Genomic DNA, 13,680 nt, shown 5'->3' on the forward strand with positions numbered 1-13,680 from the left:
CCGACGGCGAAGTCTTCCCAGTGCAGGCGCGTCGGCTTCTTCATCGCCGTCATGCTGCCGGCCGCCGCTGATGAGTGTGGGCGAAGCGCATCAGGCCGCAGGCTTCTTCTTGCCCGCCGCGCCGCCGGTCGCCAGCAGCCCGGCGCAGGTGGCGCGCTGCGGATCGCCGGCTGGCAGCGCCACGCACAGGGCGTCTCGTTGCGCGCGCAGCCGGCCCAGCACCGCGGCCTGCTCGGGCCCCTTGTTCCAGGCCAGCAGCTTGGTGCTCATGCGTTCCAGCGATGCGGTGTTGCGTTCGTAGAAGCCGTGCTGCTGCCCCTGCAGCTCGGCCAGCACGCTGCCGGCGGCGCGGTCGATGCGCGCGCCGTCCTCGGGCGAGAGTTCGAGCAGGGCCGTCACGTAGGTCACGCCCCACTGCACGCGCGTGGCCGGACCGCGGGACTCGCGGTAGGCGCGCTCGTACCAGTCCAGCGCGCCGGGCTTGTCGTTGCGACGCTTCGCGTTGGCGGCCAGCGAGAGCATCGCGTAGTAGGGACTGTGCGAGCGCGACAGCTCGGCCTGCAGCAGCCGGTCGGAGTCGTCCAGCAAGCCGGCCTGCGCCAGCGCGTAGGCGGCGCCGGTGATGACGGCATTGCGTTCGTTGTCGCTGGTCACCTCGCGGTCCATGCGGGCGGCCTCGCGCTGCACGTGCTCCTTCAGCACCGTGCTCAGCGGCGCCGGCTGCTTGGCGGCGATGCCGAGCTCGAGCTTCGCGAGGTCGATGCGCGAGATCAGCGCCGACAGCCGGTCGCCCTGGGACAAGCGCGTGTCGGCGGTCAGGCGGTCGAGCGTCGCGGCCCAGGTCGCGATCAGCTCCTCGCGCTCGGGCGTCCTGGGCGCCGTCAAGGCTGCCGTCAGGTCGCGCGCGTAGTTGCTGACGAGGTCGAGGTTCTCGCGCGCCAGCAGGTCGTCGGCCAGCACGGCCAGCACGCGTTCGCGCACGGTGGCCGGCGGCAGGCGCTTCGGGGCGGGCTCGGCACCGGCCTGGGCGACCAGGGCCTTGAGCATGAGGCGCGTGCCGGCTTCGGCCTGGTCGGGCGGGCAGGCCTGGGCCAGGCGCTGCAGCGTGGCGGCCAGCTGGGCCTTGGGCAGGAGTTGCTGCTCGTCGGTGTCCCACGAGTAGTAGGCCAGCAGGCGCCAGTCCTCGGCACTCAGCTGGGCCGGCGCCGACCGGGCCTGCGCGAACACGTCCTTGACCGGCCGCGCCGCGCCCAGACCGAGCGTCAGCACCTGCAGGTACTTCTGCGCGTCGACCTCGCCGGGCAGGCGCGTCAGCTCGCTGCCGTCGGGGCGGAAGAGGATCATCGTCGGATAGCCGCGCACCTTGAAGCGCTCGCCGAGCTTCTGCGCGCCGGGCAGGTCGCCGTCGAGGTAGACCGCCAGGAAGCCGCGGCTCTTCTCGATGAACTCGGGTCGCACGAACACCGTCGCCTTGACTTGGCTGCACGGCGGGCACCACTCGGCGCCCCAGTAGACGAAGACCGGCTTGCCCTGGGTCCTGGCTTCGGCGAAGACCGCGTCGGCCTCGGCCTCCGCCTGCGGCTTGCGCCAGGCGATACCGGCGTCGTCGTGCGCGGCACCGGCCGACACCGCGGCGGCGACCGCCGGCGTGACGGCGGCGGTGACCGCGGCGCTCGCCGCTGTGGCGACGGCCGGGCCGTCGGCCGACCGCGAGCAGGCGGCCAGCAGCAGGGCGGCGGCCAGCGGAATCGACAGGGCGGCGGACGTGGAGCGCATGGTCGTGGACGAAGGTCGGATACCGAAGTGTCTCAAAGTGGCGCCTCGGGGTCGTCCGCCCGGATCGGCGGTGCGCCGAGCGCGGCCTGGGCCTCGTCCAGCAAGGGCTCGGCAGGCGTGGCGCGCGCCAGCGCCATCCAGGCCGAGAACGGCAGGCCGAAGCTGCGCTGCGGCGCGGGGCGCAGGCTTTCGAGGGCGCCGAAACCGCCGCCCGGCAGGCGCCGGGCCACGATGACGCCGCACTCGGGCGGGATCTCGTCGGCCTCGGCGATGCCTTCGGCGAGCACATAGTGGCAGGCCCCGGCCATCTGCAGGTAGGCCGCTCGCTTGCCGGCCAGGCGCAGGTCGGCCAGCAGGTCGGCGCGCTTGACCTTGACCTCGTGCACGACCGGGCTCAGGTAGGCCTCGACCGTGGTGTGCCGCACCGAGTAGACGTCCGGCCGCGCCAGCACCCAAGCGTCGTCGACGCGCGCCCGCAGAGCCAGCGTGCGCCAGGCGATGCGCCCGGCGCGCTGCATCTCCAGCACCACCCGCTCGACCAGGGCCTCGTGTTCGCCGAAGGCCGCCCGGTTGCGCTGCAGCGACCGGGCCAGCACGGCGATGCCGGCGTCGGTGACGCGCAGGGTCTCGCGGCCGTCGGGGGCACCGATGCGCTCCAGCAGCCCGGCCGCCAGCAGGTCGACCTCGACCGCGTCGCGCGCAGGCCAGCCGGCCGAGCGGTAGATCTCGCGCAGGCGGCGGGCGTGCAGGCGCGGTAGCGTGTCGACGGGCGGATCAGCGAGGCTCATGGACGGGTGCTTCAGCCGGCATCAGACCGCCGAAGCGCGCCCAGCGCAAGACCGCGCTCGGTGGGTCGACCGGCCCTCCTACAATTTGGCATGGCCCGAACCTCGTTCCGTGAGCAGATGCTGCGCACCCGCGAGGACGCGATCGTCTCGTCGGTGAATCGCCTGCTGGCCGAGAAGGGCTTCGAGGCGATGACGGTCGACGAGGTGGCGGCCGAGGTCGGCATCGCCAAGGCCAGCCTCTACAAGCACTTCACGTCCAAGGAAGAACTGGCCGCCGCCGCCATGATCCGCGTGCTGGATCGCGCGCTGGCGGTGGTCGAGACCCTGGCCACGGACGCCACACTGATGCCGGTCGAGCGCCTGCGCGCGGTCGTGCGCTGGGCGATGGAGGTCCAGCTGGCCGGCGAGATGCCGTCGCTGCCGGCCCAGAACTCGACGCTGCGCACCGCGCTGATGGGCAACCGCCCCTACCTGGACCGGCTGCTCGACCTGAGCGAACGGCTCGGCACCTGGATCACCGCGGCCCAGGCCGACGGCAGCCTGGATGCGGCACTGCCGCCCGAGGTGGTGCTGTACACGCTGTACGCGCGCGCCTGCGACCCGGTGGTCGGCGTGCTCAAGGCAGCCGGCCAGCACCCCGACGAGCAGATCATCGACTGGGTGCTGCGCTCGTGCTTCCAGGGACTGTCGGCACGCTAGGGCCGGCGGCGGCTCAGACCTTCAGGCACAGCAGGCCGTCGTGACCGTCGGCCTCGCCCTTGTGGGCATGGCCGCGCGCGTTGCTGACCACGCGCGTCACCGGTCGCGACGACCCGGCGGGATGGCGAACCAGGTAGTCGTGCCGGCAGTGCAGGTGGCCGTGCAGCCACAGGTCGGCGCCGGCCAGCAGGTCGTCGTCGGCGTTGCAGAAGCTCGCCGAGCCCGGCTGGTGGCCGTAGCGCGGGTCGACGCTGCGCAGGCTGGGCCCGTAGTGCGTGATGACCACGGTCGCGTCGGCGTCCGTCGGCCGGGCCAGCGCCTGCTTCAGCCAGTCGCGACAGGCCAGCGCTTCCTCGCGCACCGCGGCCGGGTCGAAGACGCGCCCGTCGCGCGTCGATCGCATGATCTTCACGAAGTAGCCGGCGGCGCGCTGGCAGCGCTCTCGCTCGGCCGGACCGAACAGGTCGAAGTCGCACCAGCGGGTCGTGGCAACGAAGCGGATGCGTCGGCCGTCGGCCGCCTTCAGCGTCAATTCCTCGCATTCGAGCATCGTGATCCCGAGCGAGTCGCAGCGCGCGCGCAGCGCCGGCCAGGCCTCGCGCAGCTCGCGACGGTCGAACTCGTGGTTGCCGGCGACGAAAATCACCGGCACCGGCCAGCGCGCGAAGCGCTCGAGGGCGTCCCAGCGGCTGTCGATGTCGCCGGCCAGCACCAGCAGCTCGGCGCCGGGCGCCGGCCGCGGCGCGTAGGCCTCGGTCTCGAGATGCAGGTCCGACAGCAGCTGCAGGCGCATCGGCGACGTTGACGACCGGGCCGCGTCAGGCGCCGTGGCAGAGCTTGAACTTCTTGCCGCTGCCGCAGGAGCAGGGATCGTTGCGGCCGACCTTGGGACCGGCGCGCCGCACGGTGTCGACCTTCAGGCGTTCGCCGCGGCCCAGGTCGGCCAGCGCGACGACGTTGGACACCAGGTCCTCGATGGCCTCGTCCATGCTGCGCAGCGGATGCTCCTGGTCGAGCGCCTTCGTGTAGGCCTCGTCGTCACCTTCCTGGGCCGGCAGGTGCCGGCGCACGCAGGCCAGCAGGTCGGGCAGCTCGGGGTTGGCCAGGGCCTCCAGCGCCGGAAACTGGGCCAGAGCGTGCTCGAAGCCGACCGCCCAGGGTGCGAACGCCGGACCGATGGCCGCACGGCCCTCGAGCAGATGGCCCTGATCGTCTTCGGGCTGCATCACCAGCGGATCGAACCAGGCGTCCTCGCGCAGCTGCCGCTCGAGCACGGCATGGTGGCGGGCCAGCAGGCTGACCAGACGCTCGTGCTTGGCGGCATGCCAGCCGGGACTGTCGGGGCGCAGCTCGCGGTCACCCTCCGGCGCGTCGGGGTCGCCGACGTTCCAGTCGAACACGGGTGGCAGCCAACGCGCCGGCTCGATCGGGTCGGGCTGCGCGATCACGCCGCACAGGTAGCCGTCGAGCATCACGACGTCCAGGGGCTCGAAGGGCGCGGGGATGGCCGCCAGCAGGTCGTCGAGTTCGCTGATCTCGGGGTCGCTCAGCGGCGTGGTGGAGGCGGGTGCGGGCATGCCCAGGATTGTCCTACGCGCGCGACGAGACCTCGGTCGCCGCGAAAAGACGGGAAAAGTCGGCGTCCTGTCGGCCTTGTGGATTTAGGGTTTACCCTAAACTGCGAAGCATCCCAAAAGGAGGGAACCACCATGGTCACCACCACCGTCAACCTGCCTGCCGCGCGCATCGTGTCGCCCCGCGCCGCCGAACCCCTGGGCATCTGGGCCGCCGCCTTCCTGCGCTGGATCTCGCTTCGCCTGAATCGCCAGCCTCGTCCTAGCGAGCCTCAGAAAGAGATCGCTGAACTGTGGGCGCTTGCTAACCAGTACGAATCTACTCAGCCGAGCCTGGCCGCCGACCTGCGCGGCGCCGCAATGCGCTGGGAACGCGAAACCGAGCGCGCCTGAGTCCAGGCCGCCATCCACCATATTCCAGTGAGTTTGATCATGAACGTCTATCAGATGCTCGGCCATTCGATCGCCGAGTCCGTCGCTTCGGTCGGTGCCGCCTTCCGCGGCGCCTCGACGGGCACCGTCCAGGCCCCTCACCACAGCCAGGCGGCCGGCTGGCTCGACCAGTTCAGTGGCGCCTCGCTCGACCAGCGCGCCGAGCGCCTGACGGTCGACGCGTTGTTCCGCGGCGCCACCGTCCGGATCTGAGCCAGGCGATCCGCCAGCAGAAAGGCCGCCCGAGGGCGGCCTTCTTCATCAGCGCAACGACCGGGCTCAGGCCGCGAGACGCTGCTCGAACCTGAGCTTGGTCGCGCTCAGTTCGGTCGGCAGGTGATAGGCGAGCTGGGTGAAGAGCTCGTCGTGCAGCTTGAGTTCCTGCTGCCACGCCGCCTGGTCGGTCGAGATCACGCTGCCGAACTGCTCGCGCGAGAACGCCAGCCCGCTCCACTCGAGGTCCTGGTAGCGCGGGCTGACGCCGAAGGCGTGCTCCTCGCCCTGGCCCGTGCCGTCGACGCGCTCGAGCATCCACTTGAGCACACGCATGTTCTCGCCATAGCCCGGCCAGACGAACTTGCCGTCGGCGCCCTTGCGGAACCAGTTGACGCAGTAGATCTTCGGCAGCTTCGCGCCGCTCGCGGCGAGCTTGCCGCCGAGCGCCAGCCAGTGCTGGAAGTAGTCGCTCATGTTGTAGCCCATGAAGGGCAGCATCGCGAACGGGTCGCGGCGCACCACGCCCTGCTGGCCGGCGGCGGCGGCGGTGGTCTCTGAGCCCATCGTCGCGGCCATGTAGACGCCCTCGACCCAGTCGCGCGCCTCGGTCACCAGCGGCACCGTGGTCGAACGGCGGCCGCCGAAGATGAAGGCGTCGATCGCCACGCCAGCCGGGTTGTCCCAGTTCTCGTCGAGCACCGGGTTGTTGGTGGCGGCCACGGTGAAGCGCGCGTTCGGGTGCGCGGCCTTGGCGCCGGTCGCCTTGGCGATCTCGGGCGTCCAGTCCTTGCGCTGCCAGTCGATCAGGTGCGCCGGCGGCGTGTCGGTCATGCCTTCCCACCACACATCGCCATCGTCGGTGAGCGCGACATTGGTGAAGATGGCGTCGCGCGTCAGCGAGGCCATGCAGTTGGGGTTGGTCTTGTCGTTGGTGCCCGGGGCCACGCCGAAGTAGCCGGCCTCGGGGTTGATCGCGTACAGGCGCCCGTCCTTGCCTGGCTTGATCCAGGCGATGTCGTCGCCGATGGTCGTCACTTCCCAGCCCTTGCCGCCCTGGCTCAGGCCGGCCGGCGGGATCAGCATCGCGAAGTTGGTCTTGCCGCAGGCACTGGGGAAGGCCGCAGCGACGTGGTACTTGCGACCCTGCGGGTTCTTCACCCCCAGCACCAGCATGTGCTCGGCGAGCCAGCCCTGGTCGCGGCCCATGGTCGAGGCGATCCGCAGCGCGAAGCACTTCTTGCCCAGCAGCGCGTTGCCGCCGTAGCCCGAGCCGTAGCTCCAGATCTCGCGCGTCTCCGGGTAGTGGACGATGTACTTGGTGGCGTTGCACGGCCACGAGACGTCCTTCTGACCCGGCTCGAGCGGCGCGCCCACGGTGTGCATGCAGGGCACGAACTCGCCGCTGGCGCCGAGCACGTCGAGCACGGCCTTGCCCATGCGCGTCATCAGCTTCATGTTGACGGCGACGTAGGGCGAGTCGCTCAGCTCCACGCCGATGTGCGCGATCGGCGAGCCCAGCGGCCCCATCGAGAACGGCACGACGTACATCGTGCGGCCGCGCATGCAGCCCTTGAACAGCGCCGGCGTGCCGTCCGGGCGACCGGTCTGCAGCAGCGCGCGCATCTCGGCCGGGGCGGTCCAGTTGTTGGTGGGGCCGGCGTCTTCCTTCTTTTCGGAGCAGATGAAGGTGCGGTCTTCGACGCGCGCGACGTCGCTCGGGTCGCTCCAGGCCAGGTAGCTGTTCGGCCGCTTCGCCTCGTTCAGCTTGCGAAAGCTGCCGGCGGCGACAAGCTGGGCACACAGCCGGTCGTACTCGGCCTGCGAGCCGTCGCACCAGTAGATCGCGTCGGGTTGGGCCAGCGCGGCCATCTCGGCGACCCAGTCGAGCAGCTTGGCGTTCTTCACGTGGGCCGGCGCGTTCAGGCGCAGACCTTCCATGGCGGGGTGGTTCATCGGGGCTCCAGGGTAATGAAAAGAGATCCCGTCAGCAGCCGGAGTGCCCGGCTCCGCTGTGCTGACGGCATCTCTCGCAAGCGGCCTGGACACGGCCTCGAGACCAGCGTCGGCAAAGTTTAGGTGTGTGACTTCCGCGTGACGAAAAGCAGGTATGCGCGTTGTGCATGAGCGTATGCACACGCCGGTGTCGCGTCGGGGACAGCGACTTCGGGGCCGCCAGGAAGCGCGTGCGACATCAAGGACTTGCGCCCCTTTCGCGGCCTTCCTTCGCAGCGCCCGCAAGGCGCCCCGCACCTCCCCCTTAACATGGGGTCCATGCCCTCGAAGACACCCTCGCGGCCGGTTCGCCGCGGCGTCCTGGTCGCCGGACTGGCGGCCCTGGCCTGGCCGGCGCTGGCGCAGCGAAGCCCGCGTGAAGCCATCGTCGTCGGCGTCGAAGCCACGTTGATGGCGTCGGGCCTGGCGGCGCGGCTGCGCGTCGCGGTCGCCCGCGATACCGGCCTCGCCGTCGACTGGCGGCCGGGGCCGAGCGGCCTGCTGCTGCCGCAGCTCGAGCGCGGCGAGATCGATGCCGCGCTGACCCAGGAACCGGCGCTCGAGCTCGCGCTGCTGCAGAAGAACCTCGTACACGACCGCCGCGCGGTCGTGCGGACCGACTTCGTGCTCGTCGGGCCGGCGCCGCGCAAGGCCACGCGCAAGGAGCCGGCCAGCGGCGACCCGGCCGGCATCGCCGGCGGCCACGACGCAGCGGCCGCGCTCGCGCGCATCGTCGCCGCCGGCGAGCGCGGCGAGGCCGGCTTCGTGACACCCGTCGAGCCGACCGGCGCCCGCTCGATCGAGCAGGCGCTGTGGAAGGCCGCCGGCCCGCAGCCCGTCGGCCCGTGGTTGCGCACCGCCGGCCCGGGTCCGACAGCGGTGCTGCAGCTGGCGCGCGAGACCGGCAGCTACGCCCTCGTCGAACGCGGCGTCTGGTCGGCACTGGGCGCGGGCTCGGGGCTGGCCGTGCTCGTCGACGGCGACGAGCGACTGCGCGCCAGCTACCACGTGATGCGCTCCTTCCGCGTCAACCACCCCGGTGGCAAGCTGCTGGTGAGCTGGCTCGCCGGGCCGACCGGGCAACGCACCGTGGCCGGCTTCGGACGCGGCTACCAGAAGGCCGCATGAGCTTGCAGGGCGGGCGCGTCCTCTCGGTCAACCTCGGCCAGTCGCGGCCGTTGCGGGCCGGCGACCGCACGGTGCTCAGCGCCATCGGCAAGCGCGGCGTCGACGGCGACGTGGCGGTCGGGCCGCTCGGCCTGGCCGGCGACGAGCAGGCCGACCCCAGCGTGCACGGCGGCCTCGACAAGGCCGTCTATGCCTACCCGGCCGAGCACTATCCTTTCTGGCGGACTGTCCGTGCGCAGGCCAAGGTATCGCTCTGGGACGAGGACCTGCCGCACGGCCACGTCGGCGAGAACCTCACGCTGTCCGGCGTGCTGGAGAACCAGCTGTGGGTCGGCGACCTGCTGCGCTTCCCGCGCTGCGAGCTGGCCGTCGCCGGGCCACGCCAGCCCTGCTACAAGTTCAACGCGGTGATGGGATTCAACCAGGCGGCCAAGCTGATGGTGCAGTCGGGCTACTGCGGCGCCTATCTCGCGGTGCGCGTGCCGGGGCTGATCGCCGCCGGCGAGACCTTCGAGCTGGTGCCCGGGCCCCGCGAGGTCGGCATTCCGGAGCTGTTCCGTTCGGTGATGGCCAAGCACCGCTGACGCGGCGCGGGGCCCCGCACCGCCGACGCGCCCCGCGACGACAATCGCGCGATGCTCGCCTACCGACATGCCTTCCACGCGGGCAACCACGCCGACGTCCTGAAGCATCTGGTGCTGACCCAGGTGCTGCGCCACATGGCGCAGAAGGACAAGCCCTACACGCTGATCGACACGCATGCCGGTGCCGGCGGCTACTCGCTGGCCAGCCCCGAGGCGCAGAAGAAGGGCGAGTTCGAGCACGGCATCCTGCGCCTGTGGGACCGCAGCGACCTGCCGCCGGCGGTGGCCGACTACGTGCAGCGCGTGCGCGACTTCAACCCCGAGGGCGGCCTGGGCCGCTATCCCGGCTCGCCGGAAATCGCCCGCCAGCTGCTGCGGCCGCAGGATGCGCTGCGGCTCTTCGAGCTGCACCCGGCCGACGTGCGCGTGCTCGCCGCCCACCACGCCGCACGCCCGCACACCGAGGTGCATCACGAGGATGGCTTCGAGGGCCTGAAGGCGCAGCTGCCGCCGCCGTCGCGTCGCGCCGTGCTGCTGATCGACCCGTCCTACGAGCTGAAGACCGACTACGGCAAGGTCGTGGCGGCGGTCCGCGACGCGCTGAAGCGCTTCGCAGAATGCGTGATCGTGGTCTGGTACCCGCAGGTCAACCGCCTGGAGGCGGCGCAGCTGCCCAAGCGCCTGCAGTCGTCTGCGCAGGGGCCCAAGATCAAGGGCTGGCTGCACGCGCGGCTGACGGTGCAGCCGCTCGACGCGCAGGGCTTCGGCCTGGCCGGCAGCGGCGTCTTCGTGATCAACGGGCCGTGGACCCTGCATGCGGCGCTGGCGCAGAGCCTGCCCTGGCTGACCGAGGTGCTGGGGCAGTACCGCGGCGCGAGCCACCTGCTCGAGCAGCAGGCCGCCTGAGCGAACGCATGAGCCCTTCTCCGGAGCCCGCGCACGCGAACCAGTTCGCCCTGCTCGGCCAGCGCCGCTTCGCGCCCTTCTTCTGGACCCAGTTCCTCGGCGCCGGCAACGACAACCTCTTCAAGTTCGCCTTCACCGTGCTGGTCACCTACCAGCTGCAGGTCGAGTGGTTGCCGCCGGAGCTGGCCGGGCTGGTGATCGGCGCGCTGTTCATCCTGCCCTTCCTGCTGTTCTCGGCCACGGCCGGGCAGCTGGCGGACAAGCACGACAAGACGCGCGTGATCCGCTTCGTCAAGACGCTCGAGATCGCGATCATGGCGCTGGCCGGCTGGGGCTTCTGGGTCGCCAGCGTGCCGGTGCTGCTGGGCTGCGTGCTGCTGATGGGCCTGCACTCGACGCTGTTCGGCCCGGTCAAGTTCGCCTACCTGCCGCAGCACCTGAACGAGCGCGAGCTGACCGGCGGCAACGGCATGGTCGAGATGGGCACCTTCGTCGCGATCCTGCTGGGCAACGTCGTCGGCGGCCTGCTCATCGCCGTGCCCGAGGTCGGTCGGCACTGGGTCGCCTTCGCCTGCTTCGGACTCGCGCTGCTGGGCCGCGTCACGGCGCAGTTCGTGCCCGTGTCGCCGGCCACCGATCCCGGCCTCGCGATCAACTGGAACCCGGTCAGCGAGACCTGGCGCAACCTGAAGCTGGCGCACGGGCAGCGGGTGGTGTTCCGTTCGCTGCTGGGCATCTCGTGGATGTGGTTCTTCGGCGCGGTCTTCCTGTCCAACTTCCCGGCCTTCGCGAAGCAGGTGATGGGCGGGAACGAGCAGGTCGCGTCGCTGCTGCTGGTGGTCTTCTCGGTCGGCATCGGCATCGGTTCGCTGCTGTGCGAGGTGCTGAGCCGGCGCCACGTCGAGATCGGCCTGGTGCCCTTCGGCGCGATCGGCATGAGCGTCTTCGGCATCGATCTCTACCTGGCCACCCGCGGCCACGCGCCGCCGGGCGCGGTCGCGACGGTGGCCGAGTTCCTGCGCGAGCCCTGGCACTGGCGCGTGATGGCCGACCTGGGCCTGCTGGCCCTGTGCGCCGGCCTGTACAGCGTGCCGATGTACGCGCTGATCCAGCTGCGCTCGCAGCCCACGCATCGCGCCCGCATCATCGCGGCCAACAACATCCTCAATGCGCTGTTCATGATCGCCAGCAGCCTGATGGCGGCGGCGCTGCTGAAGGCCGGCTTCACGATCCCGCAGATCTTCCTCGTCACCGCGCTGCTGAACGCCGTGGTCGCGGCCTACATCTTCCTGCTGGTGCCCGAGTACCTGCTGCGCTTCGTCGCGCTGATCGTGGCGCGACTGATGTACCGCTTCAAGGTGCGCGGCGACGAACACATCCCCGCGCAAGGCGCGGCGGTGCTGGTGTGCAACCACGTGAGCTTCATCGACGCGATGCTGCTGATGGCGGCGAGCCCGCGGCCGATCCGCTTCATCATGGACCACCGCATCTTCGCGACGCCGGTGCTGGGCACGCTGTTCCGGCTGGCCAAGGCGATCCCGGTCGCTTCCCAGAAGGAGGACCCGGCGACCTACGAGCGCGCCTTCGCCGAGGCGAAGCGGGTGCTCGACGACGGCGAGCTGCTGTGCATCTTTCCGGAGGGCGGCATCACCCGCGACGGCGAGCTGCAGCCGTTCAAGGCCGGCGTGATGAAGATCCTCGAGAGCAACCCGGTGCCGGTGGTGCCGCTGGCGCTGCACAACCTGTGGGGCTCCTTCTTCTCGCGCCTGGGCGGCCACGCGATGACGCGCCCGTTCCGGCGCGGCCTCTGGAGCCGCGTCGGCCTGAGCGCCGGCAGCGCGGTGCCGCCCGCACAGGTCACGCCGGACGTCCTGCGCGAGCGCGTGCTGGCGCTGCTGGCTGCCTGAGGCCGGCCTTGTTCGGGCGCACTGCCTTCGACCCGGCGGCGCAGCGCCGCTTCCTGCCCTTCGTCGTCTTCGTGCTGCTGCTGGCCCTGCGCGGTCTGCTCGACGGCGTCGCACCACAAGGCGTTGACCTGCGCTGGCTCTACGCGCTGCAGGTCGGGCTGCCGGGCCTGCTGATGGCGATCTGGTGGCGCGACTACGTCGAGCTGAAGTCGCTGCCGCGCTGGCGCGACATGCTGCTGGCCGTCGCCGTCGGCCTGGCCGTGTGCTGGCTGTGGATGCGCCTCGACGAGCCGTGGATGCGCCTCGGCACGCCGGTGGCGGGCTTTCGCCCGATCGGACCCGACGGCGAGCCGCTGTGGGCGCTGATCGCGCTGCGCTGGCTGGGCACGGCCCTGGTCGTTCCGCTGCTCGAGGAGCTGTTCTGGCGGAGCTTCCTGATGCGCTGGATCGCGGGCCACGATTTCCTCGCGGTCGATGCACGGCGTGTCGGCGTGCAGGCGGTGGTCCTGTCGACCCTCGTGTTCACGCTCGCGCACACCGAGTGGCTGGCCGCCGCCTGTGCCGGCCTCGCCTACGCGTGGCTCTATCGCCGCACCGGCTCGCTGTGGACCGCGGTCATTGCGCATGCCGTGACCAACGGCGTGCTCGGCCTGTGGATCGTCGTCTACGGCCACTGGATGCTGTGGTGAGCGCGCCGCGCCGCTAGCATCGCGCCATGTACCTGCCCGCCCACTTCCGCGACGACGACCGCGCGACCGCCGACGCCCTGCTGCGCGCGCATCCCTTCGCGACCCTGGTGACGACACTCGACGGCGCGCCCTTCGCGACCCACCTGCCGCTGCTGCTGGCCGACGGCGGGCAGCGCCTGCTCGGCCACTTCGCGCGGCCCAATCCGCAGGCGCGCTGCATCGGCACGGGCGAGCCGGCGCTCGCGATCTTCCATGGGCCGCATGCCTATGTCTCGCCGCGCTGGTACCACCGCCGGCCTGCGGTGCCGACCTGGAACTACGCCGTCGTCCACGTGCGCGGTCCGCTGCAGCCGCTGGCCAACGCCGATGAACTGCGCGCCGTGCAGGCGCAGCTGGTCGACACCTTCGAGCCCGCGCCGCTGCCCGAGGGCGTGATGCCCGAGACCCACGTCGAGCAGCTCAGCGCCGGCATCGTCGGCTTCGCGCTCGCGATCGAGCGCGTCGACACCAAGCTCAAGTTCGGCCAGCACCGCTCGCTGGCCGACCAGCAGGGCGTCGAGGCCGGGCTGCTGGCCACCGCCGGAAGCGACGAGGCTGCGCTGGTCGCGCTGCAGCGCCGGCTCGGTTACCCCAAGGCGCCCGGCGGCTGATCGCCCCGACTCAGACCCCGCGCGCGCGATCCGCCGCGAACTGCGCCCGCCAGGCCTCGAAGCGGCCGGCTTCCAGCGCCACGCGCATCTCGCGCATCAGGTTCAGGTAGTAGTGCAGGTTGTGGAGGCTCGCGAGCATCGGGCCGAGCATCTCGCCGCAGCGGTCCAGGTGATGCAGGTAGGCGCGGCTGTAGCCGGCGCAGGCCTGGCAGGCACAGGTCTCGTCGATCGGCCGCTCGTCGCTGCGATAGCGCGCGTTGCGCAGGCGCAGGTCGCCGTGGCGCGTGAACAGGTGGCCGTTGCGCGCATTGCGCGTCGGCATCACGCAGTCGAACATGT

General features: G+C 71.3%; 15 protein-coding genes. 9 read left to right on the plus strand and 6 right to left on the minus strand.

Going from position 1 to position 13,680, the window contains the following annotated elements; genetic code table 11:
* Positions 1 to 90: 90 nt before the first annotated feature.
* The gene (locus tag QZV97_RS16835) at positions 91 to 1,776 is read right to left on the minus strand and encodes a thioredoxin fold domain-containing protein (protein ID WP_295645117.1); all 1,686 of its coding nucleotides are present in this window, start codon (positions 1,774 to 1,776) and stop codon (positions 91 to 93) included.
* Positions 1,777 to 1,808: 32 nt separating this feature from the next.
* Positions 1,809 to 2,564, minus strand: coding sequence for a hypothetical protein (locus QZV97_RS16840; RefSeq protein WP_295645121.1), 756 nt, complete (start codon positions 2,562 to 2,564; stop codon positions 1,809 to 1,811).
* 90 nt (positions 2,565 to 2,654) lie between these two features.
* On the opposite strand from QZV97_RS16840, the gene QZV97_RS16845 reads away from it, so the two are divergent.
* The gene (locus QZV97_RS16845; RefSeq protein WP_295645124.1) at positions 2,655 to 3,263 is read left to right on the plus strand and encodes a TetR/AcrR family transcriptional regulator; all 609 of its coding nucleotides are present in this window, start codon (positions 2,655 to 2,657) and stop codon (positions 3,261 to 3,263) included.
* A gap of 13 nt (positions 3,264 to 3,276) precedes the next feature.
* Here the strand turns inward: QZV97_RS16845 and QZV97_RS16850 are convergent, their stop codons facing one another.
* Both QZV97_RS16850 and QZV97_RS16855 read right to left on the minus strand, forming a co-directional pair.
* The gene (locus QZV97_RS16850) at positions 3,277 to 4,056 is read right to left on the minus strand and encodes a metallophosphoesterase (protein ID WP_295645127.1); all 780 of its coding nucleotides are present in this window, start codon (positions 4,054 to 4,056) and stop codon (positions 3,277 to 3,279) included.
* Between the two features lie 25 nt (positions 4,057 to 4,081).
* Positions 4,082 to 4,840: a YecA family protein gene (locus QZV97_RS16855; RefSeq protein WP_295645130.1), complete on the minus strand. Its 759-nt coding sequence runs from the start codon at positions 4,838 to 4,840 to the stop codon at positions 4,082 to 4,084.
* 132 nt (positions 4,841 to 4,972) lie between these two features.
* Here QZV97_RS16855 and QZV97_RS16860 point away from each other — a divergent pair, with 132 nt between their 5' ends.
* A complete protein-coding gene (locus QZV97_RS16860) occupies positions 4,973 to 5,230 on the plus strand; it encodes a hypothetical protein (protein ID WP_295645133.1) in 258 nt (85 codons plus the stop codon).
* Between the two features lie 39 nt (positions 5,231 to 5,269).
* Entirely contained in the window at positions 5,270 to 5,482 is a 213-nt protein-coding gene (locus QZV97_RS16865) for a hypothetical protein (protein WP_295645136.1), read from the plus strand.
* A 66-nt stretch (positions 5,483 to 5,548) separates the two neighbouring features.
* Here the strand turns inward: QZV97_RS16865 and QZV97_RS16870 are convergent, their stop codons facing one another.
* Positions 5,549 to 7,438: a phosphoenolpyruvate carboxykinase (GTP) gene (locus tag QZV97_RS16870; RefSeq protein ID WP_295645139.1), complete on the minus strand. Its 1,890-nt coding sequence runs from the start codon at positions 7,436 to 7,438 to the stop codon at positions 5,549 to 5,551.
* Positions 7,439 to 7,756: 318 nt separating this feature from the next.
* On the opposite strand from QZV97_RS16870, the gene QZV97_RS16875 reads away from it, so the two are divergent.
* Genes QZV97_RS16875 through QZV97_RS16900 form a run of 6 tightly spaced genes read left to right on the plus strand, consistent with a single transcriptional unit; the run spans position 7,757 to position 13,341 of the window.
* Positions 7,757 to 8,605, plus strand: a complete 849-nt coding sequence (locus QZV97_RS16875; RefSeq protein WP_295645142.1) for a substrate-binding domain-containing protein — start codon at positions 7,757 to 7,759, stop codon at positions 8,603 to 8,605.
* Complete coding sequence (locus QZV97_RS16880; protein ID WP_295645145.1) at positions 8,602 to 9,189, plus strand: MOSC domain-containing protein; 588 nt, start codon at positions 8,602 to 8,604, stop codon at positions 9,187 to 9,189. The genes QZV97_RS16875 and QZV97_RS16880 overlap by 4 nt, the downstream gene beginning before the upstream one ends.
* Positions 9,190 to 9,240: 51 nt before the next feature.
* Positions 9,241 to 10,095, plus strand: a complete 855-nt coding sequence (rlmJ, locus tag QZV97_RS16885; protein ID WP_295645148.1) for a 23S rRNA (adenine(2030)-N(6))-methyltransferase RlmJ — start codon at positions 9,241 to 9,243, stop codon at positions 10,093 to 10,095.
* Positions 10,096 to 10,103: 8 nt separating this feature from the next.
* Positions 10,104 to 12,002: an MFS transporter gene (locus QZV97_RS16890; protein ID WP_295645151.1), complete on the plus strand. Its 1,899-nt coding sequence runs from the start codon at positions 10,104 to 10,106 to the stop codon at positions 12,000 to 12,002.
* A gap of 8 nt (positions 12,003 to 12,010) precedes the next feature.
* Positions 12,011 to 12,691, plus strand: a complete 681-nt coding sequence (locus QZV97_RS16895) for a CAAX prenyl protease-related protein (RefSeq protein WP_295645154.1) — start codon at positions 12,011 to 12,013, stop codon at positions 12,689 to 12,691.
* Between the two features lie 26 nt (positions 12,692 to 12,717).
* Positions 12,718 to 13,341 carry an FMN-binding negative transcriptional regulator gene (locus QZV97_RS16900; RefSeq protein WP_295645157.1) on the plus strand — a complete coding sequence of 208 codons (624 nt, stop codon included), beginning with the start codon at positions 12,718 to 12,720 and terminating at the stop codon, positions 13,339 to 13,341.
* Between the two features lie 10 nt (positions 13,342 to 13,351).
* On the opposite strand, the gene QZV97_RS16905 is transcribed toward QZV97_RS16900, so the two are convergent.
* Positions 13,352 to 13,680: tRNA guanosine(34) transglycosylase Tgt (locus tag QZV97_RS16905; protein WP_295645160.1), on the minus strand; the 329-nt coding region annotated here is incomplete at its 5' end.

Origin of the sequence: uncultured Methylibium sp. (assembly GCF_902826655.1) — a bacterium.
Lineage (GTDB): Bacteria > Pseudomonadota > Gammaproteobacteria > Burkholderiales > Burkholderiaceae_C > Methylibium.